Raw genomic sequence first — 25,412 nt, forward strand, 5'->3', positions numbered from 1 at the left:
ACGGCGTCGCGTGGCGTCACGCGCGCGGGGCGCCGTCCTCGGGCGTCCCCTGCTCGCGTGCCCGCAGCTGCGCCTCCCAGTCGCGCAGCATCTGCTCGTGCAGGTCGTCCGAGCGCCGCTCCTCGGCGCGGCGGCGCGCGGCGGCGACGTCGTCGTCGCCGAAGCGGCGCGGGTGCTCGTACTCCGGGAAGCCCGCGGTCTGCGTGCTGCGCCAGGGCACGTGCGTGCGCGGGGTCTGCGGCCGGCCCACCGTGAGCCACGCGATGCCGCCGGCGAGGGGCAGCACGACGATGAGGACGAGCCACCAGCCCTTCGACAGGTTGCGCACGCGGTCGGAGTCGGACTGGATGCAGTCGATCAGGCAGAACACCAGCAGGGCGATCTCGACGATCACCGGCAGGAAGCGCAGCACCAGGTCCCCCTCGCGTCGTGGGCACCGGAACGCTAGCGGGGGGCGAGGAGCCTCGTGCCGATTTCGTCGGGACTCACCCGTTGGGGTGTGCGCCGTCCGGGCAGGCTGGCGCCCGGGCGGCCGGTTCAGCGCCCGTCGGCCGTGCCGAGCCAGTCACGCATCGTGGCCGGGTCCGCGATCGCGCCGTCGACGACCCGCCTGACCTGCACCGGCTGCTCGCAGGGCGCACCACCACGGCCCGGGACGGCGGACACGCGGGCGGCGATCTCGACCGCGCGTGCGTCGTCGACGACGTCGACCACCTGGAACCCCGCGAGCCACTCCGAGAACTCGGTGAACGGGCCCTCGGTCACGGTGGTGCCCGACCGCCCGTCGGACCGCACCACCCGTGCGACGTCGGGACCCTCGAGGGCGATGCCGCCGACGAGCTCGCCGCTCGCCCGCAGCTCGTCGTTCAGCCGGGCGTAGTGGTCGAGGTGCGCCTGCACGTCCGCGTCGTCCCACTCCTCCATGGGTGTGGGGTCCGGGCCGGACCGGAAGTCGACGATCAGCAGGTACCGGGGCATGGCGGTCTCCGTCCTCGGGGCGCCGGGGTGGCGCCGGTACCTGGATGACGGGTGGGCGACCAGGTTCTCGACGTTCCCGGGTGACTCTCTCAGTCCAGCCCCGCGGCCGCCTCCGCGGCCTCGATCTGCGCGTTCCACGCCTTCTTGCTCGCGCGCCAGCTCTCGTCGTCGGCGCCGAGGCGCCAGTACCCGGAGATGGACAGGTCGGCGCGCGCGACCCCGTGGGTGCGCAGGTGCGCCCGCAGCTCCTTGACCGCGCCGGCCTCGCCGTGGACGAAGGCCCCGATGCGTCCCGCGGGGGTCGGCCAGGCACGGACCGCCTCGGGGAGCGTGGACCCCGCGGGGGCGTCGCCGTGGTGCAGCCAGGTCACCGTGACGCCCGCGGGGGCGTCGAGCGCGATCTCGTCGTCGGGGCCGTGCACCTCGACGAACGCGGCGCCGACGGCGTCGCGGGGCAGCCGCTCCAGACCGACCGCGACCGCGGGCAGGGCGCTGGCGTCCCCGACGAGCAGGTGCACGTCGACGTCGGGCCGCGGGTCCCACGCGCCGCCGGGCCCGTGCACCAGCACGCGGTCACCGGGCGACGCGGCCGCCGCCCACGGCCCGGCGAGGCCCTCGTCGCCGTGCACGACGAAGTCGAGGGTCATCTCGCGGGTGCCGGGGTCCCACGCGCGGATCGTGTACGCACGCTGGCGCACCTGGACGCCGTCCGGGAGGGAGGCGCGCAGCGCGGCGAGGTCGACGCGGCCGTCGTCGCCCAGCGGGCAGTCGTCGAGGGCGCCGTCGGGCAGGAACCCGAGCTTGACGTACGAGTCCGCGCAGACGGGGTCTGCGAGCGGCCGCAGGTCCGGGCCGCCGAGCACGACCCGCGCGAGGTGCGGCGTGAGGCGCTGCGTGCGCACGACCCGGGCCAGGACGGGGGCGGGGCGGCGCGGCGCCACGAGCGGCAGGGCGGTCGGTCGGGTGGCGCTCATCAGGTGAGCCTAACCTCGCGTGCCGCACCGGACGTGGTCGGCTGTGACCGGACCCACGTCCGCCGCGGGAAACCCCGTGCCCCGGGCAACCGTTGGCCCCGGCAGGGTGCCGGCTCCCGCACCCCGCACGTACTGTCGCCCTGTCGCGCACGCCGCGGTCACCGCCCCACCCCTCACGACCGCTCGCCCGGCCCCCTCGGAGGAACCCGTGTCCCGCCTCGCCCGGCTCTCGCTGGCCAACCGCTCCGTCGTCGCGCTCGTGACGATCGCGATCGCGGTCTTCGGCTGGTTCAGCCTCGGCTCCCTCAAGCAGGAGCTCATCCCGTCGCTGCAGATCCCGACCGCCGTGGTCGTCGCGGTCGACCCGGGCTCGTCGCCGGAGCTGGTCGAGCAGCAGCTCACCGAGCCCATCGAGCAGGCCGTCTCCGGGGTCGCGGACGTCGAGTCCGTGACGTCCACGTCCGCCACGTCGGTCTCGACGACGACCGTCGAGCTGACCTACGGCGTCGACGTCGACGCGCGGGCCCAGGACATCCAGCAGGCGGTCGACCGCATCCGCTCGGCGCTGCCCGAGGGCGTCGACCCGATGGTCATCACCGGCTCGATCGACGACCTGCCGGTCGTGCAGCTCGCGGTCGCCGGCACCCCGGACGACGTGCGCGAGGGGGAGGACCCGCAGGCCGCGCTGGCCCGCGTCGTCGAGGACGTCGTGGTGCCCCGCCTCGAGCAGGTCGACGGCGTGCGCGAGGTCGCCGTCACCGGCGTCGCCGAGCAGGCCGTGACGATCACGCTGGACCTGCAGGCGCTCACCGCCGCCGGCCTGTCGCCCGCGGCGGTGCAGACGATCCTGCAGGACAACGGGGTCGTGCTGCCCACGGGCACGGTCGACGACGGCGACCTCACCCTCTCGGTCCAGGCGGGCTCACCGATCTCGTCGGTCGACGACCTGCGCGCGCTGCCCCTGCTGGGCTCCGCCACCGGGCAGGCCGTCACGCTCGGTGACGTCGCCGAGGTCGTCCTCGCGCCGGTGCCCGCGTCGAGCCTGTCGCGCCTCGACGGGCAGCCCGCCCTGGCCGTCTCCCTGACCAAGACGCCGGCCGGCAACACGGTCGACGTGTCGCACGGCGCCCAGGACGCGGTCGACGGGCTGCGCGAGCAGCTCGGCGGCGACGTCGACATCGCCGTGGTGTTCGACCAGGCGCCGTTCATCGAGGAGTCCATCGAGGGGCTGGCCACCGAGGGCGGCCTCGGCCTGCTGTTCGCGGTCGTCGTCATCCTGCTGTTCCTGGGCTCGATCCGCTCGACCCTGGTCTCGGCCATCTCGATCCCGCTGTCCCTGCTGGTGACGTTCATCGGCCTGCAGGTCGCCGGGTACTCGCTCAACATCCTCACGCTCGGCGCCATGACCATCGCCATCGGGCGCGTCGTCGACGACTCGATCGTCGTCATCGAGAACATCAAGCGCCACCTGTCGTACGGCGAGGGCAAGCGCGACGCGATCGTCACCGCGGTGCGCGAGGTGGCGGGCGCGATCACCGCCTCGACCATCGCCACCGCGGCGGTGTTCGTGCCGATCGGCCTGGTCGGCGGCATGGTCGGCGAGCTGTTCCGGCCGTTCGCCTTCACCACCGCGATCGCCCTGGTCGCCTCCCTGCTCGTCTCGCTGACGATCGTGCCCGTCCTGGCGTACTGGTTCGTCAAGGCCGACGCCTCGGCCGCCGGGGACGACGCGGAGGCCCAGCGCGCCGCCGCCGAGGCCAAGGAGCGCCGGTCCTGGATGCAGCGGTCGTACCTCGCCACGCTGCGCGGTGCCCTCGCGCACCCGGTCGTCACGCTGCTGGCCGCCGTCGTCGTCTTCGCGGGGACGATCGGCCTGGCCACGCGCCTCGAGACCAACTTCCTGGGCGACGCGGGCCAGAACACCCTCACGGTCACCGAGACGTTCCCGCCCGCGACCTCGCTCGAGGCGCAGGACGCGGCGGCGCAGGAGATCGAGGAGGTCCTGCTCGGCGTCGAGGGCGTGCAGACCGTGCAGACCACGGTCGGCTCCGCCGGCGGCATCGAGGCGGTGCTCGGCGGTGGCGGCGCCCCGCGTGCGTCGTTCGCGCTGACCCTCACCGACGACTCCGACAACACCGCGGTCGCCGACGACGTGCGTGCGGCCGTCGCCGACCTGTCGGGCAGCGACGGGCACGGCGACGTCGTGGTGGCCGGCGCCGACGCCGCGTTCGGGTCGTCGACCGTCGACGTGGTGGTGCAGGCCGACGACCCCGACGAGCTGGAGCGGCTCGCGGCGCAGGTGCGCGACGTCGTCGCCGACGTCGAGGGCACCACGGACGTCACGAACGACCTCGCCGCGGACCAGCCGACCGTGCGCGTCACGGTCGACCGCGAGAAGGCGGCGGCCGCCGGCCTCACCGAGACCGCGGTGGTCGGCACGGTCGCCGGGCTGATGAGCCCGCAGCCCGTCGGCACGGTGGACCTCGGTGCCGGTCCTGTCGACGTCACCGTGGTGACGGTCCCCGCGCCCGCGAGCGTGGCGGAGGTCGAGCAGCTCGTGCTGCCGACGGCGACGGGCCTCGTCCCGCTGACGTCGGTGGCCGACGTCGAGCAGGTGGAGGTGCCCGTCTCGACCACCCGCATCGACGGCAAGCGTGCGGCGACGATCTCGGCGACGCCGGCCGACCAGGACCTGGGTGGCCTCACGGAGCGGATGCGCATGGCGCTCGAGGACGTCGACGTGCCCGCCGGGGCGAGCGTCGAGATCGGCGGCGTCGCGGCGGACCAGGAGGACGCGTTCGCGGACCTCGGGCTCGCGCTGCTCGTCGCGCTCGTGATCGTCTACGTGGTCATGGTGGCGACGTTCCGGTCGCTGCTGCAGCCGCTGATCCTCATGGTGTCGGTGCCGTTCGCGGCGACCGGCGCGCTGCTGGGCCTGCTGCTGACGGGCACCCCGCTGGGCGTGCCCGCGCTGATCGGCGTGCTCATGCTCATCGGCGTCGTCGTGACCAACGCGATCGTGCTGGTCGACCTCGTCAACCAGTACCGCGACCGCGGGCGGGACCTCGACGACGCCGTGACGGAGGGGTCGCGCAAGCGGCTGCGGCCCATCCTCATGACGGCGGCCGCGACGATCTTCGCGCTGGTGCCGATGGCCTTCGGCCTGACGGGCGGCGGCGTGTTCATCTCGCAGCCGCTGGCGATCGTCGTGATCGGCGGGCTGTTCACGTCCACGCTGCTCACGCTGGTGCTGGTGCCCGTCCTCTACACCCTCGTCGAGCGGGCGCGGCTGCGCCGGGCGGGGCGCCGCTCGGCAGGGTCCGGCGTCGCGGCGGCGGGCGCCACCCCCGCGGCCTGATCCCCGCCGGGCACGACGAGACGCGGCCCGCCACCGTCCCCCTCCAGGACGGCGGTGGGCCGCGTCGGTCGTGGCGACGTCTCAGACGTCGCGCGTGCGCAGGCGCAGGGCGCCGGCACCGAGGATCACGACGACCCAGGCGACCAGCACCGCGTACCCGCCCCAGGGGGACAGCTCGACGGCCTGCGCCGACATCTGGTTCGTCATGTCCAGGTACTCCTCGGGCGTGGCCACGCGGGCCCCGGCCGACGAGGGCAGGAACGGCCGCACGTACTCCAGCGGCTTCCAGGCGATGAGGGTCAGGACGCTCTCGACGACGAGCACGAAGCCGATGACCGTGGCGATGGTCGCCGCCGTGTTGCGCATGAGGGCGCCGAGCGCGAACCCGAGCAGCGCGACCGTGGCGATGTACAGCGGCGTGCCGACCACGATGCGCAGCATCTCCGGGTCCGACCAGTCGGGCTGCATGCTCGGCTCGATCGCGCCGGCCAGCAGCAGCGACAGCGCCGTGCCGACGGCCGCGGTCGCGAACGTCACGACGGCCACCACCGCACCCTTCGCCCACAGGACGGGCAGGCGTGTCGGCACGGCCGCGAACGTCGAGCGGACCTGCCCCGTGCCGTACTCACCCGTGATGCTGAGCGCCGCCAGGACGACGAGCACCAGCGAACCGAAGATCTGCCCAGGCGCCAGCACCAGGTAGACCATCGTGGCGCTGCCCGCACCGCCCTCGAACTGCTCCGGCGCCACGCCGGCCGACGCCGCCATGGCCCAGGCCAGCAGGACGAGGACCGCGACGGTCAGGCCGATGGTCCACAGGGTCGAGCGCAGCGTCCAGATCTTGATCCACTCGGAGCGCAGCACGTGCCACGGCGTCAGGCGCACGGCGGGTGCGGGTGCGGCGTGGTGGGCGTGCTCGGTGCGGGGGGTGGTCGCGGTGCTCATCGCTGCGCCTCCGGGCTGGTCGTGCCGGCGGCACCGGCGGCTGCGGGCGAGGGGTCGGTGCCCTCGGTGGCGGAGTGGTACTCGACGGCGTCGGCGGTCAGCGACAGGTACGCCTGCTCGAGCGAGCCGCTGACGGACGTGAGCTCGTGCAGCACGAACCGCGAGGCCGCCGCCAGCTCGCCGATCTCCGCGGCGGTCGGGCCGTGGACCTCCAGCAGGCCCGGCTCGATCGCCTCGACCGTGGCGCGGGGCCCGGACAGGGCCGCGGCGAGCTCGGCCGCCTGCGGGCTGCGGACCCGGACCGTGGTGCTGGTGGCGCGTGCCACGACGTCGGCGACGGGGCCCTGGGCGACGATGCGGCCACGCCCGATGACCAGCAGGTCGTCCGCCGTCACGGCGACCTCGCTCATGAGGTGCGAGGACAGGAAGACGGTGCGGCCCTCCGCCGCGAGGTGCTTGGCCAGGCCGCGCACCCACGCCACGCCCTCGGGGTCCAGCCCGTTGACCGGCTCGTCGAGGATCAGCGTGTGCGGGTCGCCCAGCAGCGCGGCGGCGATGCCGAGGCGCTGACCCATGCCGAGGGAGAACCCCTTGACGCGCTTCCCGGCCACGGGGCCCAGGCCGGCCATCTCGATGACCTGGTCGACCCGCTTGTCGCCGATGCCGTGCGTCGCTGCGAGCGCGCGCAGGTGCTGGCGCGCGGAGCGCCCGGGGTGCACCGCCTTCGCCTCCAGCAGCGCGCCCACCTCGGTCAACGGTGAGCGCAGGCGGGCGTACGGGCGGCCCTGCACGGTCACCGTGCCCGCCGTCGGGTGGTCCAGGCCGACGATCATGCGCATCGTCGTCGACTTGCCCGCGCCGTTGGGCCCGAGGAAGCCGGTCACGCGGCCGGGGTGCACCGTGAAGTCGACGCCGTCGACCGCCGTCTTGCTGCCGTACCGCTTGGTCAGTCCGTGCGCCTCGATCATCAGGCCCCCAGGTGTCGTGTCGCTGTGCTCACGTCGTCGACGCTACGGCCGGGCGGGGTGCGCGCGGCACCCTCCCGCGACGGATCCTGGACGGGGCGTCTCATCCGAGAGGACGAGACCGCGCGCTGCACGGCTCCGGGGCGTCACTGATGGGGAACGTCCGGGGCACCCGTTACGTTGAACACCTCGTCGAGAGAACCATCCCCGGCCGGCCACGACCAGGAGTCCCCCGCATGAGCAACCCCGTCTTCAACAACAGTGCCGTCTTCGGTGACCCGCGCCAGCAGCGTCGCGGCGGGCAGCAGACCGTCGTGCAGGGCCCCGCATGGGGCACGCCGGGTGCGCAGGCCGCCGACGCCGCGACCCTCGAGCAGATGTACGACGCGCCGCCGGCCACCACGCGCGAGACCGGACGCCTCACCTACGACGACGTCATCGTGAAGACCGGCGGGCTGCTCGCGCTGCTCGTCGTCGTCGCCGCGGCGACGTGGACGCTCGCGCCGGGCCTGTGGATCGTGGGGGCCGTCGTCGGTCTCGTCCTCGGCCTGGTCAACGCGTTCAAGAAGAACCCGAGCCCGGTGCTCATCACGCTGTACACGGTCGCGCAGGGCATGTTCCTCGGTGGCATCAGCGCGATGTACGAGTCGTTCTACGACGGCATCGTCGGGCAGGCGGTCATGGCCACCCTGTCGGTGTTCGCCGTGGCGCTCGTGCTGTTCCGCTCCGGCAAGGTCCGCGTCACCCCGAAGTTCCAGCGCGCCGTGCTCATCGGCATGGTCGGGTACCTCGTGTACTCGCTCCTGAACATCGTCCTGATGATGTTCGGCGTCGGCGGTGGCACGTACGGCCCGCTGCGCTCGGGTCTCCTCGGGATCATCGTGGGCCTCGTCGCCGTCGGCCTGGCCGCCGCGAGCCTGATCATGGACTTCGACTCCATCAAGCGCGGCGTCGAGCAGGGCGTCCCGGCCAAGTTCGCGTGGTCGGCCGCGTTCGGCCTCATCGTCACCCTGGTGTGGCTGTACCTCGAGCTGCTGCGCCTGCTGGCGATCCTGCGCGGGGACAACTGACCCCACCGCTCACCGCGACGCCCCGTCGGCCCACCGGCCGGCGGGGCGTCGTCGTCCCTCCTGCGCAGCCCCGATGAGAGGATCGACGGCGTGAAGTACGCCCAGCACATCTCCGAGCTCGTCGGTGGCACCCCGCTGGTGCGGCTGACGTCCGTGACCGCGGGCCTGAGCGCCACGATCCTGGCCAAGGTCGAGTACCTCAACCCCGGCGGGTCGGTGAAGGACCGGATCGCGCTGCGCATGATCGAGGCGGCCGAGGCCTCGGGGGAGCTGCAGCCGGGCGGGACGATCGTCGAGCCGACCTCCGGCAACACCGGCGTCGGGCTCGCGCTCGTCGCGCAGCGCAAGGGGTACCGCTGCGTCTTCGTGTGCCCGGACAAGGTCAGCCAGGACAAGCGTGACGTGCTGCGTGCGTACGGCGCCGAGGTCGTCGTGACGCCCACCGCCGTGCCGCCGGACCACCCGGACTCGTACTACTCGGTGTCCGACCGGATCACGCGCGAGACGCCCGGGGCGTGGAAGCCGAACCAGTACGCCAACGCGAACGGCCCGGCCAGCCACTACGCGAGCACCGGCCCGGAGATCTGGGCCGACACCGAGGGGCGCATCACGCACCTCGTCACGGGTGTGGGCACCGGCGGCACCATCACCGGCACGGGCCGGTACCTGCACGACGTCTCGGCGGACCGCCCGGCGGCGGACGGCGGGCGCGTCGTGGTCGTCGGCGCGGACCCGGCCGGGTCCGTCTACTCCGGCGGCGACGGGCGCCCGTACCTCGTCGAGGGCGTCGGCGAGGACTTCTGGCCGACCGCCTACGACCCGACGGTCCCCGACGAGATCATCGCGGTGTCCGACGCGGACTCGTTCGCCATGACGCGGCGCCTCGCCCGCGAGGAGGGCCTGCTCGTCGGCGGCTCGTGCGGCATGGCCGTCGAGGCGACGCTGCGCCACGCGCGCGCCCTGCAGGACGCGGACCCGGAGGCGGCCGCGCGGGCCGTGTACGTCGTGATCCTCCCGGACGGCGGGCGCGGCTACCTGTCGAAGATCTTCAACGACTCGTGGATGCGGTCGTACGGGTTCCTCGCCGGCGGCGAGGGCGCCACCGTGGCCGACGTGCTGCGCACCAAGGACGGCGACCTGCCCGCCCTCGTGCACACGCACCCCAACGAGACGGTGCGCGACGCCATCGAGATCCTGCGTGAGTACGGCGTCTCCCAGATGCCGGTGGTCGGTGCTGAGCCGCCCGTGATGATCGGGGAGGTCGCGGGCGCGGTGAGCGAGCGCGACCTGCTCAGCGCCGTCTTCTCCGGCGCTGCGTCGCTGGCCGACCGCGTCGACAAGCACATGGCGCCCGCGCTGCCGCTCATCGGCTCGGGGGAGCCGGTGGGGTCCGCCCGTACGGCGCTCGAGAAGGCCGACGCCCTCATGGTCGTCGACGACGGGCGGCCCGTGGGCGTCCTCACGCGCCATGACCTCCTGGGGTTCCTGGCGACCGGGTGACGGCGGTGCGGACCGCGGGACGCGGTCCGCAGGTCCCGGGCGGGACCGGGTTAGCATCGGCCCGACCTGATGGGCCTGACCTGCGAAGGACCTTCCGCGATGGCGCTGTACGACCTTCCCCTTCCCGAGCTCGAGCGGTACCTGCCGGACCTCGACGAGCCCGCTGACCTCGACGCGTTCTGGGCGAAGACCCTCAGCGAGACCCGCGGGTTCGACCTCGCCCTGCGTCGCGAGCCGTACGACGCCGGGCTGCGGCTGCTCGACGTCGAGGACGTGACGTTCGCGGGGTTCGGGGGGCACCCGGTCAAGGCGTGGGTCACCCGCCCGGCGGGGTCGGCCACCGACGGGTCGTCGCTGCCGGCGGTCGTGGAGTTCATCGGCTACGGGGGCGGGCGCGGCCGCCCGGTGGAGCGGCTCGCGTGGGCAGCCGCCGGGTACGTGCACCTGCTCATGGACACCCGCGGCCAGGGCTCCCGGTGGGGGAGCGGCGGCGGCACGCCCGACCCCGTCGGCTCGGGCCCGCACACCCCCGGGTTCATGACGCGCGGCATCCTCGACCCCGCCGAGCACTACTACCGCCGGGTGTACACCGACGGCGTGCGTGCGGTCGAGGCCGTGCGCGCCCTGCCCGGCGTCGACCCGGCGCGTGTCGTCGTCACCGGCGGCAGCCAGGGCGGCGGCATGACGCTGGCCGTCGCGGGCCTCGTCGACGACCTCGCCGGCGTCATGCCGGACGTGCCGTTCATGTGCCACATCCCGCGGGCGATCTCGCTCATCGACTCGGACCCGTACCACGAGGTCGTCACGTACCTGTCCGTGCACCGTGAGCACAAGGACGCGGCCATGCGGACGCTGTCGTACCTCGACGGCGTGCACCTGGCCCGCCGCGCGACCGCCCCCACGCTGTTCTCGGTCGCGCTGCGCGACCCGATCTGCCCGCCGTCGACCGTGTACGCGGCGTACAACCACTACGGCGCGCTCGCCGCGACGCGTCCGGAGCGGGCCATCGAGGTGTACGAGTTCAACGGGCACGAGGGCGGCGGCGCCTTCCAGGTCGAGGCGCAGCTGCGCTGGCTCGCGGCGACGCTCGGGCGCTGAGCCGGGCCGTCGTGCGCGTCGCCGCTCCGGTCGGCGACGACGTGCTCGACGGTGCAGGATGGTCCGGCACTGTCATCCACCGAAGGAGAATCGCCATGGCCGCAGCGCTGCCCGAGGTCTCGGGCGCACCCGGCACGAAGCCCACGCTGACGTTCCCGGACGCCGCGCCGTCCGAGGAGCTCGAGGTCGTGGTGCTGAGCCGCGGCGACGGCGCGCTCGTCGAGGCGGGCCAGGACATCGAGGTGCACTACCTGGGCCAGTCGTGGCAGGGGGGCGTCTTCGACAACTCGTTCGACCGCGGCTCGTCGATCAGCTTCCCCATCGGCGTCGGCGCCGTCATCGCCGGCTGGGACGAGGGTCTCGTGGGCCAGCAGGTCGGCTCCCGCGTGCTGCTGTCGATCCCGTCGCACCTGGCGTACGGCGACCGCGGCGTGCCGCAGGCCGGCATCAAGGGCGGCGACACCCTCGTGTTCGTCGTGGACATCGTCGGCGTCAGCTGACGACCCGATGAGTCCGCGCCGCACCACCGGTCGACCCTCGCGGGCGCCGGTGGTGCGGTCGCGAGGACCGCACGGCGCGGCGTCCGGGAGGCAGGACCCGTGAGCGTGGCACGCACCCGTGACCCCCAGGAGTGGGCGGCGCACTCGCCGTACTCCGACCCCGGTCCGCACTCCGCGGTGCTGCGCGCGCTCGGCACCGCGCCGCAGGACGTGCACGCGGCCGCGACGGGACTGATCGCGCACTACCGCGCCGAGGCCGCGACGCTGGACCCCGCACGTCTGCCGACGATCGACCTGCGCTGGCTCGACCGGATCCTCGAGGCGGGCCTCGACGTCTCGTCCGCCCCGCTGCCCGGCCGCCGGCACGCCGACCGCATCGCGGGCTGCTGCCGCGACCACACCCTGCTGGGCGTGGGGCTGCTGCGGGAGCACGGCATCCCGGCGCGCTCCCGCATCGGCTTCGCGCGGTACTTCTTCCCGGGCGACGGCGTGGACCACGTCGTCGTCGAGCGCTGGGACGGCGAGCGGTGGGTGCGCAACGACCCGGAGCTCGACGCCGCGTTCGGGGCGGCACCCGCGGCAGGGGAGCCGTTCGACCCGTTCGACATGCCCACGGGGCCGGACAGCCCGTTCGCCACCGCCGCGGAGCTGTGGACCGCGCACCGCCGCGACGGCCTGGACCTCACGCGGTACGGCGTCGCGGGCGTCCCCGAGCTCGCCGGCCCCGACTTCGTCCGCGGCTACGTCCTCCTCGAGGTGGCGCACCGCCGTCGTGACGAGGTGCTGCTGTGGGACGTGTGGGGCGCCGCGCTCGACGGCACGACGGGTGCCGAGGGGGACGCCCTCGCCGACGTCCTCGCCGACCTGCTGGTCCGCGCCGACGCCGGGGACGTCGGCGCCGAGGACGAGCTCGCCCGGCGCTACACCGACGACCCGCGGCTGCACGTCGGCCGGCGCGTGCTCACGGACTCCCCTCTGGGCCGCCGCGGCTGGACCGACCTGGTGGCGCGGACGACCGCGTGGGGCGACTGAGCCGTCAGCGGCCCCCGGTGGGCACCTGCGCCCCGGCCAGGGCGTAGGCCGCTGCGGCCTCCGCGTGCACGCGGGCCGACGCGATGAGCGGCACGGGGCCGCCGTCCGGCGGGAGGGCGAGCTCCAGCTCGGTGCATGCCAGGACCACCGCATCTGCGCCCGCCGCGCTCAGGTCCGTGACGACCTCCTGCAGCCGCGCGCGGGAGCTCTCCGGGGCGCTGCCCTGCGTGAGCTCGTCGAAGATGATCCGGTCGACCTCCTCCTGCGCGGGGGCGTCCGGCACGAGGGTCGCGATGCCGTGCCGGGCCAGCCGGTCGGCGTAGAACGGCTCGGCCATCACCCAGCGCGTCCCCAGGACGCCCAGGGTGCGGTGCCCCGCGGCGGTGGCGACCTCGGCCACCGCGTCGGCGATGTGCAGCAGCGGCACGTCGAGGGCGGCCTCCACGGCGGGTGCCACCTTGTGCATGAGGTTGGTCGCGATGAGCACGGCGTCCGCACCGGCGGCCTCGAGGCGTCGACCCGCGTCCGCGAGCAGCGCACCGGCCGCGTCCCAGTCGTCGGCGAGCTGCAGCTCGCGCACCTGCGCGAAGTCCAGCGACTCCAGCAGCAGGTGAGCGCTGTGGTGCCCGCCCAACCGCTCCTGGACCAGGGAGTTGACGATCCGGTAGTACTCCACGGTCGAGTACCAGCTCATGCCGCCGATGACGCCGAGGGTGCGCACGTGGACCTCCCGAGGGGTACACCCCATGGAACCCCCGCGGCACCGGAAGCGTCCAGCCCTTCTCCGACCGGTCGGCGCGGGTGACCCGGAGCGTGCCGGGCCGTCAGCCCCGCAGGCCGTACCGGGTGAGGAAGTCGTTCGCGAAGACCCCCTCGGGGTCGCGGCGGGTCAGCAGGGCGACCTGGTCGTCCCACCGCGGGTAGAGCTCGCGCAGCGTGCGCTGCTCGTCCGCGAAGAGCTTGCCCCAGTGCGGGCGAGCCCCGAACGGGGCGAGGGCCTCCTCGATCACCGGCAGCACCGCCTCCACCTCGGCCCGCCGTGGCTGCCACGTGAAGTGCAGCGCGACGCGGTCGCCCCCGTGGGCGGTGGACAGCCACAGGTCGTCGCCGGCGATGGTCCGGATCTCACTGATGAGCAGCAGCGGGGACGTCAGGTGGCCGATGCCGCGCAGCGCCTCGATCGCCGCGACCGCGTGCTCGCGGGGCACGAGCCACTCGGACTGCAGCTCGGCACCCGCCGACGGCGTGAAGTCGAGCCGGAAGTGGGGGAGCCCCTCGTGCCACGGCCCGGGCACACCCCCCTGCTGCGTGCAGGCCACGGGGTCCGGGCCCGGCACGGGGTGCACGGGGCCCGGGGCGGGGCGTGCGCCCGCCAGGACGTCGCCGGGCCCCGGCAGGGTCCACGCGTCCGCGTCGACGCGGTGCTTGCGCCACACCTGGGCGACGTCGTCCCCGGTCCAGTCGGTGAACAGGCTCACGGAGTACGCCGACGCCATGAGGTCGTCGAACCGGTCGAGCGCCGTAGCCCACGGCAGGTCGAGCCACACCTCCTGCGCGACGTCGTACGTCGGCTGCACCGCGAGCGTCACGCGCGTCACGACGCCCAGGCCGCCCAGCGCGACGACCGACCCGGCGAGCTCGGGGTCGTCCGGCCCGAGCGTGCGGACCTCACCGCCCGCGCCGACGATCTCCAGCCCGCGCACCGCGGCCGACAGGTTGGGCGCCGTGACGCCCGAGCCGTGCGTCGCGGTGGCGACCGTGCCGGCGACCGCGATGTGCGGCAGCGACGCCATGGTGTGCAGGGCCCAGCCGGCCGCGTGCAGGTCGTCGGCGAGCTCGCCGTAGCGCACACCAGCGCCCACGGTCACGGTGGCCGCCTCGGGGTCGACGACCGTCGGCGCCTCGAGCCGGTCCAGCACGACGAGCGTGCCGGGGGAGTCCGCCAGGTCGTGGAACGAGTGCCGCGAACCCAGGGCCCGCACATGCCGGGCGCCGGCCACGATCTCGGCGACCTCGTCGACGCTCGTCGGGCGCACCACGGGCCCGCCGCGGAACGTGTGGCTGCCGGCCCAGGTGGTCAGGGCGTCCGTCATGGGGGTCCTCTCGTGCGGGCGTCAGCGCCCGGGTGCGGTGATGAAGATGTCGAACAGCTCGGGGGTGTGGGCGTGCACGAGCACCATGAAGACCACGGCGTCGAAGAGCAGGTGCACGACCAGCACGTACGTCAGGGACTTGGTCAGGGAGAACGTGAAGCCCTGGATCAGCGCGAACGGGATCGTCAGCAGCGGGCCCCACTCGCGGTAGCCCAGCTCCCACAGGAACGACACGAAGACCGTGGCCTGCAGCAGGTTCGCCGCCCACAGCGGGAAGTGCCGACGCAGCAGGGCGAACACGGTGCAGATGAAGAACAGCTCGTCCCAGGTGCCCACGGCGTTGACGCCGACGAAGAGGCGCGCGATCTCCTGCCCCTCGATCACCGTCGGCCAGTTGCGGTACGCGCCGGACGACAGGAAGTAGAAGGGCAGCAGCAGGTACCCGGCGGACTGCACGCCGATGAGGTACGCCCACTGCGTGCGGGTCCACCGCCGGCCGGTGCGCCACGGGAACCGGATGACGTCGTCGCCCAGGACGTGCCGGGACAGCACGTACGGGACCACCACCGCCAGACCGAGCGCGAGCGTGAAGCGCAGCATGCTGGCGTCGGACAGGTCCGCGCCGAGCGGGATCGTGCTGACGATGCCCATGCCGGCGCCGATGATCAGCAGGTCCCGCCCCAGCACGCGGTCGACGGCCCAGCCCAGGGCGATCCCGACGACGAGCGGCAGGTACGCCAGCGGGCGGACGTGGATCGCGAACATCAGCACGGCCGACCCGCACACGAGCGCGGCGGCCAGGTACCGCCAGGCGGGGTGCGCCAGGGCCCGCGGGGGTGCGTCGTCGGCCGCTGCCGGCAGGGTCCCCGCTGTCTCGTCCACCCGCACACCCTGCCTCACGGTGTGCGTCCGCGCAGCCCACGGGCGTGCGCGTCGTGTCGCCGCACCGCCCCTCAGTCCTTCGAGGTGCCCGCCTCGAGGATCGAGACGATCGAGAAGAGCGTGAAGCACACGGCACCCAGACCGACCATGACGTGGGCGGGCACGAAGAGGCCCGCCTGCCGCTCGGTGCCCTCGAAGAGGAACGCCGCGGTGAACAGGCAGGCGAGCGCGGTCCCCACCGGGATCAGCGGGATGCGGTTGGCCAGCGCGAAGACCTGACGCCACACCAGCGCGAGCAGCAGCACCTTGGACAGGATGCTGAAGCACACCAGCCCCAGGCCGATGAGCACGACGCCGGGTGCGAGGCGGTTCGGGTCGTCCGACGCCAGCAGGACACCGATGCCGAGGACGACGTTGATCGTCCCCATCGCCACCACCCACCACGTCCACCGGTAGCGCTCGGCGTCGCCGAACTCGTTGCGCACCTGCCGCACGATGCTGGCGACCAGAGCGATGAGGGCGGCGCAGATCAACGACAGCCCGGTCAGGACGTGCGCGGCGACCAGCTGCGGCGTCCCGCCGTGCGCGTACAGGGTCGCGGAGATCACCAGGCCCACGGCCGCGAGCACCACCGGGACCGCGACGAGGACCGCGCCCGCGGTGCGCGAGTACGCGCCGTCCGGCGGGCCGCTGCCCGGTGCGCGGGCCGCGGCCTGCTGGATCAGGACGAACTTCGTCGACGCGGTCGCCACGGTGCTGACGCAGGCGGCGATGAGCCCGATGCCCAGCATCACGTGGCCCGCGACGACCAGCTTGGGCTCGTCGCCGCGCGTGAACACCGTCACGCCCCAGACCATCGTGCCGAACGCGACGAGGTACCCGAGCACGGGCAGCGCGACCTCCCACACCTCGCCGTAGCGGTGGATGAGCTGCCGGATGATCGTCGCCGCCGTCGTGAACAGGGCGATGCAGATCGCGGTGAGCGCGATGTTCACGTGGCCCGCGACGAAGTGCCCGGCGTTGTCGCTGCCGGACAGGATGTCGAGCCCGAACGCGAGACAGACGACCCCCATGACGAGCGGGATCGCGCGGAACAGGATGCTGATGGACCGGTTCATGCGCTCCCCCTGGGCAGATCCGTTGTCGCCAGGCTAGGGAGTCGCGCCGGACTCGGCGCGTCGAGCGGGTCTTCAGGTGCGGGCGGGCCCGCGCCGGGGCCGGATCCCGTCGGCGGCGACCCAGACGCAGAACGTCGCGACGAACGCGGCCGGGACGGGCCACACGTGGGTGACGACCATCCACCAGCCGTCGGCGGCGGCGCCCAGGGCGGCCGCGACGTACGAGGAGACGACGGCGGGTGCCACCACCACGGCGACGACGGCGGCGATGCCGGTCAGCCGGGACGTCGTGGTCGCGCGTCGGGTGGCCCGGCGGCCGAGCAGGGCGAGCACCACGGCGGGCAGCGTCAGCGCGGCCGCCACGAGGGCGAGGCGACCGTCGGGCACGTCGAGCGTGAGCAGCTCGGGGTTGCGCCTGCCGACGAGCGCGCCCAGCTGCGTACCACCCGGGCCGACCCGGGTGTCCGACCACCACCCGGTCACGACGGCGACGGCCACGAGCGCGACGACGCCCGCGAGCGTCCAGGTGGCGGCGTCGTCCGGGTCCGGAGCCTTGGAGAGGGCGAGACGGCGCTCCTCCGCGTCGCGGCGGCGGCGCTTGGCGCGGCTGGCTCGGCCCACGGCTCGATCCTGCCGCGGCCTGCCGCCGTGCGGGCCGGTTCCGGTGGTCGGATGCGGGCGGGCGCGTGCGGGGCCAGGGACGAGCAGCTCGTGACGGTCCTCAGGTCGGAGCGGCGAGCGACCGGACGGCGTCGATGGTGTCCGCCTCGGCGGCGGACCTGTCGTCGCGGTACCGCAGCACCCGGGCGAAGCGCAGGGCCAGGCCGCCGGGGTAGCGCGTCGAGCGCTGCAGCCCGTCGAAGGCGATCTCCACGACCTGCTCGGGCCGCAGCGTGACGGTCCACCCGTCGTCGGCGATCTCGAGCTCGCGGAAGCGCTGCGTCTGCCACGCGAGCATCTCGTCGGTCATGCCCTTGAACGTCTTGCGGGCAACGCGATGACGGACGAGCCTCAACGACGCGCTGCGTGCTCCAGGACGCGGAGCAGCCCGATGGCATGGTTCAGCGCGTGCCACGCCGGGAACGCATCGCCGTCCGCGGCCAGGCCTTGGGCTTCGTGGAGGTCGTCGATGATCTGGCCGACCGTGTGCTCCTGCGGCTCTCGCGAGAGGTCGAACGAGGCGTCGACCGGCAGGTGCCAGTAGTGGTCGTGGTCGAGCGGCACCTCGGGCCCGACCTCTGCCTCGAAGGCGTCCAGGGCGAGTGCGAGCGCGGCGCGGAGGTCCGCGACGCGGAGGACGTCGTCCGACATGCGCCGAGCCTGGCAGACGTCGTCACGTCGGGGCCACCAACGCGCGGACGGTGTCGATCGTGTCCGCCTCGGCGGCGGACTTGTCGTCGCGGTACCGCAGGACGCGCGCGAACCGGAGCGCCAGCCCTCCCGGGTAGCGCGTCGAGCGCTGCAGCCCGTCGAACGCGATCTCGACGACCTGCTCGGGGCGCAGCGTGACGGTCCACCCGTCGTCGGCGACCTCGAGCTCGCGGAAGCGCCGGGTCTGCCACGCGAGCATCTCGTCCGTCATGCCCTTGAAGGTCTTGCCGAGCATGACGAACCCGCCGGCCGGGTCCCGCGCGCCCAGGTGGATGTTCGACAGCGTGCCCGCGCGGCGTCCGGAGCCCCGCTCGACCGCCAGCACGACCAGGTCGAGGGTGTGCCGCGGCTTGACCTTGACCCACGCCGCGCCGCGCCGCCCCGCCTCGTACGGGGCGTCGGCGGCCTTGACGACCACGCCCTCCTGCCCCGCGGCGACGACGCTGCGGAAGTGCCCGGCCGCCACGGCCGGGTCGGACGTGACCACGCGCTGGACGACGTGCGGCGCGGCCACCCGGTCCAGCACCGCGAGCCGCTCGCGCAGCGGCGCGTCGAGCAGGTCGTGCCCGTCGACGTGCAGCACGTCGAAGAAGAACGGGGTGAGGGTCGCCGACGCGGCGAGGTCGGCGTCGCGGGTCGCGCTGCGCGAGGCCGTCTCCTGGAAGGGGCGGGGACGGCCCTCGGCGTCGAGGGCGAGGGCCTCGCCGTCGAGGACGAGGGTGTGGGCCGGCAGGGCGCGGACCGCCGCCACGATCTCGGGCACCCGGGCGGTCACGTCGTCGAGGCTGCGCGTGTAGACCCGCACCTCGTCACCGTCGCGGTGCACCTGGATGCGGATGCCGTCGAGCTTGGTGTCGACGACCACCGGCACGGCAGGGGCGTCACCGGTGCCGGCGAGCTGGGCGACGGCCGTCGGGACGTCGGGGGCGGACTGGGCCAGCATCGGGCGCACCGGCCGGCCGACGGTCAGCGTGAACGCGTCCAGCGCGGTGCGGGCCGCGGAGGGGGAGGACGCACCCAGGGCCGCGACGGCGACGGCCTCGGTCTCGCCGGCCAGCATCGCGGCCCGTCGCACGACGTCGGCCGGCACGCCCGCGGCCTCGGCGACCGCGTCGAGCAGCAGCGCGTCGAGGGCGCCCTGCCGCAGCTCACCGCTGACCAGCCCGCGCAGCAGGTGCTGCTCGCGCTCGGTCGCGGCCGCGAAGAGCGCACGCGCCGCCTCGAGGCGGGCGGTCGAGGAGCCCGACCCGGACAGGCCGGCCATGTGGGCGAACGCGGCGTCGACCTCCCCGACCGTCAAGGACGGTGCGTCGGCCGGCAACGGCATGCCCGTCAGCGACCGCCACCCCAGCCCGGTCCGGCGCTGCCGCAGCTCACCGCCCAGGTACCGCGACACGATCGCCACGTCGTCCGGGCCGTCGGCCGCAGCCCGGCGAAGCACGTCGACCAGGACCGCCCGCTTGGCCAGCCGCGACCGCGTGGCCGCGACCCGGGCGGACGCGTCGGCGACGTCGTCGAGCAGCATGCGCCCATCCTGGCCCGCCCCACCCACACCCGCCTGACGTGCCGGACCGACCTCTCGCGACCTAGGGAACCCGTGGGCGAGAGGTCGATCCGGGCCGGTCAGGCCGAGGGCACTGTCAGGCCGGGGGCACGTGTCACGCCGACGGCACCGGGCAGGCGACGCCCGTCGAGTTCACCGGGCAGTACCCGCCCGGGTTCTTCAGCAGGTACTGCTGGTGATAGTCCTCGGCGTAGTAGAACGTGCCGGCGTCCTCGACGGAGCGGATCTCGGTGGTCACGTCGCCGTAGCCGCGGGCCTTGAGCACCGGGGCGTACGCGTCGCGCGTCTGCCGCGCCGCGGCCTCCTGCTCCGGCGTCGTGAAGAACACCGCGGAGCGGTACTGCGTGCCCACGTCGTTGCCCTGGCGGAAGCCCTGGGTGGGGTCGTGCTCCTCCCAGAAGTGCCGCATCAGGTCGACGTCCGACAGCACGGTCGGGTCGTACGCGACCATCACCGTCTCGGTGTGGCCGGTGCGCCCGGTGCACGTCTCCTCGTACGTCGGGTAGCGCGTGAAGCCGCCCATGTAGCCGACGGCCGTGGTGACGACGCCCGGCAGCTGCCAGGCCTCCTTCTCCGCACCCCAGAAGCAGCCCGACGCCAGGTACAGCACGCGGGTGCCCTCGGGCCACGGGCCCTGCAGCGGCGTGCCCAGCACGGCGTGCGTCGTCGGCACCGGGTACGCGTACGCGTCCCGGCCCTTGAGCGCGTGCTCGGCGTCCACCATGGTCGTGCGCAGCGACGTGCCCAGCAGCGTCTCGAACAACGAGGCCATGACCGTCTCCTTCCGTCGGGTCCAGCACGTGCAACAGGCGCGGTGCGGACGCTGTTCCGCGGGCCCCGCCCGGACCGCACCGTCGTGCCGTGCGTGCCGTCACGCGCTGGCGCCGCGCCCACCGCCTAGCCTGGGTCCGTGACCCACGACCCGCTCGCGCAGCCCCACGACTGGACCGACTCCGGCTTCTCGACCCGCGCCATCCACGCAGGTCAGGACCCCGACGCCGCCACCGGTGCGGTGGTCACGCCGATCCACCAGGTCTCGACGTACAAGCAGGACGGTGTCGGCGGCCTGCGCGGCGGCTACGAGTACTCCCGCTCCGGCAACCCGACGCGCGACGCGCTGCAGACCGCGCTCGCCGCCGTCGAGGGCGGCGCCGCCGCGTTCGCGTTCGCGTCCGGGCTCGCGGCGGAGGACACGCTGCTGCGCTCGATCCTGCGCCCCGGCGACCACCTGGTCGTCCCCGACGACGCGTACGGCGGCACGTACCGCCTGGTGGCGCGGGTCCTCGGGCCGTGGGGGATCGACCACACGCCCGTCGACCTGTCCGACCCGGACGCGGTGCTCGCCGCGATCCAGCCGGGCCGCACCAAGGCCATCTGGGTCGAGACGCCCACCAACCCGCTGCTCGGCATCGCCGACATCGCGGCGATCGCGACGCACGCGCGCTCCAACGGCGTCGTGCTCGTCGTCGACAACACCTTCGCGACGCCCTACCTGCAGCAGCCGCTCGCCCTCGGGGCGGACGCCGTCGTGCACTCGACCACCAAGTACGTCGGTGGGCACTCCGACGTGGTCGGGGGTGCGGTCGTCGTCGCGGACGGCGCCCAGCTCCCCGCCGGCATGCAGGGCCCGACGGGCACCACCGAGCTGCGCGACGCGGTCGGGTTCCTGCAGAACGCGTCCGGTGCCGTCGCCGGGCCGTTCGACGCGTGGCTCACGCTGCGCGGCCTGAAGACGCTCGCGGTCCGCATGGACCGGCACGTGGCCAACGCCGAGGCCGTCGCGCGGTTCCTCGTCGCGCACCCCGGGGTGCGCGAGGTGCTGTGGCCCGGGCTGCCCGAGCACCCGGGGCACGAGGTCGCGGCCCGGCAGATGCGGGGGTTCGGCGGCATGGTGGCGTTCCGCACGGGATCGGCGGAGTCCGCCGTCGCGGTGTGCGCGGCGACCCGGGTCTTCACGCTCGCCGAGTCCCTCGGCGGCGTCGAGTCGCTGATCGAGCACCCGGGCCGTATGACGCACGGCTCGGTGGCCGGCACCGCGCTGGAGGTCCCCGACGACCTGGTGCGCCTGTCGGTGGGCATCGAGGACGTCGAGGACCAGCTCGCCGACCTCGAGCAGGCGCTCGCCGCGGCGGGGCTCGCTCGGTGAGCGCGCCGGGCACGTCCGGGGCGGTGACGCCCGCCGGGGAGCCGGCGCTGCCGACGCCGCCCGCCGTCACCCCCCGGCCGGACCCCGTGCCGGCGTCGGTGCGCGCCTGGGCGGGCTGGTCGTGGCGGGCGCTGGTGATCCTCGCCGCGCTCGCGGTCGGGCTCTGGCTGCTGTCCGTGGTCAAGGTCATCGTCGTCCCCGTGGCCGTCGCGCTGCTGCTCACGGTGCTGCTGTCGCCGCTGGTGCGGGGCCTGCACCGGCACGCCCGCCTGCCGCGGGCGGTCGCGGCGGGCACGGCGCTCGTGCTGACGCTCGCGCTGGTGATCGGCCTGCTCACGCTCGCCGGACGCTCGATCGTCAACGGCATCGCGGAGCTCGGCGAGCAGGCGCGCGAGGGCTTCGCCCAGCTCACCGACTGGCTCGCTGAAGGGCCGCTGAAGCTCAGCACGGCCCAGCTCGACGACTACGTGTCGCAGCTGCAGGACGCGGTCGCGTCCAGCGGGCAGCAGATCGCGTCGGGCGCGCTGTCCGTGGGCGTGACGGTCGGGCACGTCGTCGCCGGGGCGCTCATCGCGCTGTTCTGCACGCTGTTCTTCCTCATCGACGGCCGGAACATCTGGGCGTGGGTGGTCGGGCTGCTGCCTCGCGGGTCGCGCGAGCGCGTCCACCAGGCGGGCCGCCGCGGTTGGGTGACCCTCGGGGCGTACACGCGCACGCAGATCCTCGTCGCCGGCGTGGACGCCGTCGGCATCGGTGTCGGTGCCGCGTTCCTCCAGCTGCCGCTGGTCGTCCCGCTCGCGGTGCTGGTGTTCTTCGGCTCGTTCATCCCGTTCGTCGGGGCCATCGTCACCGGGTCCGTCGCGGTGCTCGTCGCGCTCGTCACGCAGGGCTGGGGCTCGGCGCTGATCATGCTGGCCATCGTGCTGGTGGTGCAGCAGTTCGAGGGTCACGTCCTGCAGCCGTTCCTCATGGGGCACGCGGTGTCGCTGCACCCGGTGGCGGTGCTGCTGGTGGTGACCACCGGCTCCCTGGTCGCCGGCATCGTCGGCGCGCTGTTCGCCGTGCCGATCGCAGCCGTGCTCAACACGGTCGTGCTGTACCTGCACGGGCACGACAAGTTCCCGCAGCTCGGCACCGGGGACCACGTCCCCATCCGCGCCAAGGGGCACCCCGTCCTCGACCGCGCCGTCGCGGCGGCCGCGGAGGCGGAGTCCGAGGCGCAGGCGACCCGTGAGGAGCAGGCGGACGCACCCGACGCGACCCCGGGCGGCTCGCCCGTGACGTCGTGATCGGCCCCGCGGACGTCCGCGCGGCGGCGGAGCTGCTGCAGGGCGTCGCCGAGCGCACGCCGGTGCAGCGCAGCCGTGCGCTGTCGCGGCTGGCCGGTGCGGACGTGTGGCTCAAGTGCGAGAACCTGCAGCGCGCCGGGTCGTTCAAGATCCGTGGCGCGTACACGCGGATGGCGCGGCTGACCCCCGACGAGCAGGCGCGCGGTGTCGTCGCCGCGAGCGCCGGCAACCACGCGCAGGGCGTGGCGCTGGCCGCCGGTCTGCTGGGGCTCGACGCGGTGATCTTCATGCCCGTGGACGCCGCACTGCCCAAGATCGCCGCGACCCGCGGCTACGGCGCGCACGTGGAGCTGGTGGGCACGTCCGTCGACGAGGCGCTCGTGGCGGCCCGCGAGCACGCCGACCGCACGGGCGCGGTGCTCATCCACCCGTTCGACCACCCGGACATCGACGCGGGCCAGGGCACGGTCGCGCTCGAGGTGCTCGAGCAGGTCCCCGACGTGGGCACGATCGTCGTGCCCGTCGGTGGCGGTGGCCTGGCCGCGGGGATCGCCGCGGCGCTGGCCGACCGGCCCGACGTGCGGGTCGTCGGTGTCCAGGCGGCGCGCGCCGCCGCCTACCCCGCCTCGCTCGCAGCCGGTCGGCCCCTCCCGGCGCCGGAGCTGCGGACCATGGCCGACGGCATCGCCGTGGGGACGCCCGGTGCGGTGCCGTTCGAGCTCCTCGCGGCCCACCGGGTCCCGGTGCGGACCGTCTCGGAGGAGGACCTGTCACGCGCGCTGCTGCTGGTGGCGGAGCGCGCCAAGCTCGTCGTCGAGCCGTCCGGTGCCGCTGCCGTGGCGGCCCTGATGGCCGACCCGCACGGGCTGGGCACCGACGACGGACGCCCGGTGGTGTGCGTGCTGTCGGGCGGCAACATCGACCCGCTGGTGCTGCTGCGGGTGGTGCGGCACGGCCTGGCGTCGGCGGGCCGGTACCTGCAGCTGCACGTGGTGGTCGAGGACACCCCCGGGGCGCTCGCGGACCTGCTGCGGGACGTCGCCGGCCTGGGCGGCAACGTCATGCACGTCAGCCACCTGCGCACCGGCGACGACCTGGGCTTCAGCGAGGTCGCGGTCGACCTGCAGATCGAGACGAAGGGCCCGGAGCACTGCGCGGCGGTGCTGGCCGGGCTGCGCCGGGCCGGGTACCGCCTCGGCGACGCCTGAGCCCTCCGGAACGACCGCGCGGGGGCGCCCCGTCGAGCGGCGAGCAGGGCTCGGGCTCGGGGGTGCCCCCGCGTCGGGCGGGTCGCGTCAGCCCTGGAAGGGGCTGGCCGCCGTGATCTCGACCGGGATCTCGCGGCCGTTGGGCGCCACGTACGACGTGGCGTCGCCCACCTTGTGCCCGTGGATCGCGGCACCGAGGGGCGAGGTGGGGGAGAAGACGTCGATGTCGGCGGTCCCGGCGATCTCGCGGGAGCCGAGCAGGAACGTCATCTCGTCGCCGGCGACGAGCGCCGTGACGACCATCCCCGGCTCGACGACGCCGTCGTCCGGCGGCGTGCCGATCTGCACGTTGCGCAGCTTGGCCTGGAGCTCGCGGATGCGCGCCTCCTGCTTCGCCTGCTCCTCGCGCGCGGCGTGGTAGCCGCCGTTCTCCTTGAGGTCGCCCTCGTCACGCGCCGCGGCGATGCGGTCCGCGATCTCCTTGCGCCCGTCGGTCTGGAGGTGCGTGAGCTCCTCCGTGAGGCGGTCGTAGGCCTCCTGCGTCAGCCACGTGGCCGCAGTCGTGTCGGTCACGGTCGCTCCCTTCCTTGCCTGGGGGTGGCCGCCCGTCCGGCGGCACGGTGCCCGCGGTCGTCGCCGACGTCCGGACGGCGCGGGGTGGTGTGGGGGGCGTGCCACCGCGGTCGCGTCGACCTGACGTACGACGCCGGACCGGGGGCGGCGTAAACGTACAGTCTACCCACCGTCCAGGACCGGGTGGGCCGGACGGGTGAGCGGGGACGTCGCCGCAGGTCGCGGGCCTGGCGCGGCGGCGTCGGCCCGCACGGCGGGCTCAGTCGACGGGTTCGCAGCCCTGCACGACGCCGGTGACCGCGAGCTCGACCGTGGGAACGGTCACGGTGACCCGGCGCGTGCGGGTCTCGGCCGGCGGGACGTCCACGTCGAGGACCCCGACCTGCGCGTACGACGCGGCCAGCGCCTGCACCCGGCAGGTGGCGCCGGTCCCCACGGCCGTGGTGACGTCGAACGTGATCTCGGTGGAGCCCGGCCCGTCCACGCGGTAGCCGACGTCCTGCCACTGGACGGGGTCCCGCAGGACGCCGCTGCCGATCCAGCCGAGCAGCAGCATGGCGCCCACCACCAGCGCCGCCAGCGCGACGCGCTGCAGGCGGCGCGTGGCGTCGGTGGGCTCCGGTCCGTAGCGCCCGACGGGCGGGCGGGGGGCCGGTGCGACCACGGTGGTGCCTCCTGCTGCGTTGCGGTCCGCCGAGCGGTGTCTCGTGGACGTCCGTGCGGTACCTGTGGGTGGGGTGAGGGATCA

General features: G+C 74.4%; 24 protein-coding genes and 1 pseudogene. 9 read left to right on the forward strand and 16 right to left on the reverse strand.

The window, feature by feature from the left end; genetic code table 11:
* Window positions 1-16 precede the first annotated feature (16 nt).
* From KG103_RS04850 to KG103_RS04860, 3 genes are all read right to left on the reverse strand, one after another.
* Window positions 17-412, reverse strand: coding sequence for a PLD nuclease N-terminal domain-containing protein (locus KG103_RS04850; protein WP_207341550.1), 396 nt, complete (start codon window positions 410-412; stop codon window positions 17-19).
* Window positions 413-537: 125 nt separating this feature from the next.
* Window positions 538-978: a YciI family protein gene (locus KG103_RS04855; protein WP_207341551.1), complete on the reverse strand. Its 441-nt coding sequence runs from the start codon at window positions 976-978 to the stop codon at window positions 538-540.
* An 89-nt stretch (window positions 979-1,067) separates the two neighbouring features.
* Window positions 1,068-1,952, reverse strand: a complete 885-nt coding sequence (locus KG103_RS04860; RefSeq protein WP_207341552.1) for a siderophore-interacting protein — start codon at window positions 1,950-1,952, stop codon at window positions 1,068-1,070.
* Window positions 1,953-2,160: 208 nt separating this feature from the next.
* Here KG103_RS04860 and KG103_RS04865 point away from each other — a divergent pair, with 208 nt between their 5' ends.
* Complete coding sequence (locus KG103_RS04865) at window positions 2,161-5,310, forward strand: efflux RND transporter permease subunit (RefSeq protein ID WP_207341553.1); 3,150 nt, start codon at window positions 2,161-2,163, stop codon at window positions 5,308-5,310.
* An 81-nt stretch (window positions 5,311-5,391) separates the two neighbouring features.
* Here the strand turns inward: KG103_RS04865 and KG103_RS04870 are convergent, their stop codons facing one another.
* The gene (locus tag KG103_RS04870) at window positions 5,392-6,255 is read right to left on the reverse strand and encodes an ABC transporter permease subunit (protein WP_207341554.1); all 864 of its coding nucleotides are present in this window, start codon (window positions 6,253-6,255) and stop codon (window positions 5,392-5,394) included.
* On the reverse strand, window positions 6,252-7,223 hold the full coding sequence (locus KG103_RS04875; protein WP_207341555.1) for an ABC transporter ATP-binding protein: 972 nt from the start codon (window positions 7,221-7,223) through the stop codon (window positions 6,252-6,254). The genes KG103_RS04870 and KG103_RS04875 overlap by 4 nt, the downstream gene beginning before the upstream one ends.
* 233 nt (window positions 7,224-7,456) lie before the next feature.
* On the opposite strand from KG103_RS04875, the gene KG103_RS04880 reads away from it, so the two are divergent.
* From KG103_RS04880 to KG103_RS04900, 5 genes are all read left to right on the forward strand, one after another.
* Window positions 7,457-8,290 (forward strand): Bax inhibitor-1/YccA family protein, encoded by an 834-nt coding sequence (locus KG103_RS04880; RefSeq protein WP_207341556.1) that lies wholly within the window; start codon window positions 7,457-7,459, stop codon window positions 8,288-8,290.
* A 90-nt stretch (window positions 8,291-8,380) separates the two neighbouring features.
* Window positions 8,381-9,790 carry a cystathionine beta-synthase gene (locus KG103_RS04885; protein ID WP_207341557.1) on the forward strand — a complete coding sequence of 470 codons (1,410 nt, stop codon included), beginning with the start codon at window positions 8,381-8,383 and terminating at the stop codon, window positions 9,788-9,790.
* Window positions 9,791-9,889: 99 nt separating this feature from the next.
* Complete coding sequence (locus KG103_RS04890) at window positions 9,890-10,888, forward strand: acetylxylan esterase (RefSeq protein WP_207341558.1); 999 nt, start codon at window positions 9,890-9,892, stop codon at window positions 10,886-10,888.
* A 95-nt stretch (window positions 10,889-10,983) separates the two neighbouring features.
* Complete coding sequence (locus tag KG103_RS04895; protein WP_089800891.1) at window positions 10,984-11,388, forward strand: FKBP-type peptidyl-prolyl cis-trans isomerase; 405 nt, start codon at window positions 10,984-10,986, stop codon at window positions 11,386-11,388.
* A gap of 99 nt (window positions 11,389-11,487) precedes the next feature.
* Window positions 11,488-12,420: a transglutaminase-like domain-containing protein gene (locus KG103_RS04900; protein ID WP_207341559.1), complete on the forward strand. Its 933-nt coding sequence runs from the start codon at window positions 11,488-11,490 to the stop codon at window positions 12,418-12,420.
* A gap of 4 nt (window positions 12,421-12,424) precedes the next feature.
* Here KG103_RS04900 and KG103_RS04905 read toward each other — a convergent pair whose 3' ends face one another.
* From KG103_RS04905 to msrA, 9 genes and pseudogenes are all read right to left on the reverse strand, one after another.
* The gene (locus tag KG103_RS04905; RefSeq protein ID WP_207341560.1) at window positions 12,425-13,141 is read right to left on the reverse strand and encodes an aspartate/glutamate racemase family protein; all 717 of its coding nucleotides are present in this window, start codon (window positions 13,139-13,141) and stop codon (window positions 12,425-12,427) included.
* 103 nt (window positions 13,142-13,244) lie between these two features.
* Window positions 13,245-14,513 carry an FAD-binding protein gene (locus KG103_RS04910; RefSeq protein WP_207341561.1) on the reverse strand — a complete coding sequence of 423 codons (1,269 nt, stop codon included), beginning with the start codon at window positions 14,511-14,513 and terminating at the stop codon, window positions 13,245-13,247.
* A gap of 21 nt (window positions 14,514-14,534) precedes the next feature.
* Window positions 14,535-15,395, reverse strand: coding sequence for a CPBP family glutamic-type intramembrane protease (locus KG103_RS04915; protein WP_372434915.1), 861 nt, complete (start codon window positions 15,393-15,395; stop codon window positions 14,535-14,537).
* Window positions 15,396-15,466: 71 nt separating this feature from the next.
* Complete coding sequence (locus KG103_RS04920; protein ID WP_207341562.1) at window positions 15,467-16,513, reverse strand: DUF2776 family protein; 1,047 nt, start codon at window positions 16,511-16,513, stop codon at window positions 15,467-15,469.
* A 72-nt stretch (window positions 16,514-16,585) separates the two neighbouring features.
* Window positions 16,586-17,134 carry a hypothetical protein gene (locus KG103_RS04925; protein WP_207341563.1) on the reverse strand — a complete coding sequence of 183 codons (549 nt, stop codon included), beginning with the start codon at window positions 17,132-17,134 and terminating at the stop codon, window positions 16,586-16,588.
* 100 nt (window positions 17,135-17,234) lie between these two features.
* A pseudogene (locus KG103_RS04930) lies at window positions 17,235-17,498 on the reverse strand (ATP dependent DNA ligase); the annotation flags it as partial.
* Window positions 17,499-17,524: 26 nt separating this feature from the next.
* Window positions 17,525-17,824 (reverse strand): hypothetical protein, encoded by a 300-nt coding sequence (locus KG103_RS04935; protein WP_207341564.1) that lies wholly within the window; start codon window positions 17,822-17,824, stop codon window positions 17,525-17,527.
* Between the two features lie 22 nt (window positions 17,825-17,846).
* On the reverse strand, window positions 17,847-19,409 hold the full coding sequence (locus KG103_RS04940; RefSeq protein ID WP_207341565.1) for an ATP-dependent DNA ligase: 1,563 nt from the start codon (window positions 19,407-19,409) through the stop codon (window positions 17,847-17,849).
* 133 nt (window positions 19,410-19,542) lie between these two features.
* Window positions 19,543-20,220 (reverse strand): peptide-methionine (S)-S-oxide reductase MsrA, encoded by a 678-nt coding sequence (gene msrA / locus KG103_RS04945; protein WP_207341566.1) that lies wholly within the window; start codon window positions 20,218-20,220, stop codon window positions 19,543-19,545.
* Between the two features lie 138 nt (window positions 20,221-20,358).
* On the opposite strand from msrA, the gene KG103_RS04950 reads away from it, so the two are divergent.
* Genes KG103_RS04950 through ilvA form a run of 3 tightly spaced genes read left to right on the forward strand, consistent with a single transcriptional unit; the run spans window position 20,359 to window position 24,091 of the window.
* Window positions 20,359-21,594, forward strand: coding sequence for a cystathionine gamma-synthase (locus KG103_RS04950; RefSeq protein WP_207341567.1), 1,236 nt, complete (start codon window positions 20,359-20,361; stop codon window positions 21,592-21,594).
* Entirely contained in the window at window positions 21,591-22,883 is a 1,293-nt protein-coding gene (locus tag KG103_RS04955; protein WP_372434916.1) for an AI-2E family transporter, read from the forward strand. The genes KG103_RS04950 and KG103_RS04955 overlap by 4 nt, the downstream gene beginning before the upstream one ends.
* Entirely contained in the window at window positions 22,880-24,091 is a 1,212-nt protein-coding gene (gene ilvA / locus KG103_RS04960; RefSeq protein WP_207341568.1) for a threonine ammonia-lyase, read from the forward strand. Before KG103_RS04955 ends, ilvA begins: the two co-directional genes overlap by 4 nt.
* An 87-nt stretch (window positions 24,092-24,178) precedes the next feature.
* Here the strand turns inward: ilvA and greA are convergent, their stop codons facing one another.
* A complete protein-coding gene (gene greA, locus KG103_RS04965; protein ID WP_089800908.1) occupies window positions 24,179-24,664 on the reverse strand; it encodes a transcription elongation factor GreA in 486 nt (161 codons plus the stop codon).
* A gap of 259 nt (window positions 24,665-24,923) precedes the next feature.
* Window positions 24,924-25,328, reverse strand: coding sequence for a DUF4307 domain-containing protein (locus KG103_RS04970; protein ID WP_207341569.1), 405 nt, complete (start codon window positions 25,326-25,328; stop codon window positions 24,924-24,926).
* Window positions 25,329-25,412 lie beyond the last annotated feature (84 nt).

This window comes from Cellulomonas wangleii (assembly GCF_018388445.1).
In the GTDB taxonomy this organism is placed as follows: domain Bacteria; phylum Actinomycetota; class Actinomycetes; order Actinomycetales; family Cellulomonadaceae; genus Cellulomonas; species Cellulomonas wangleii.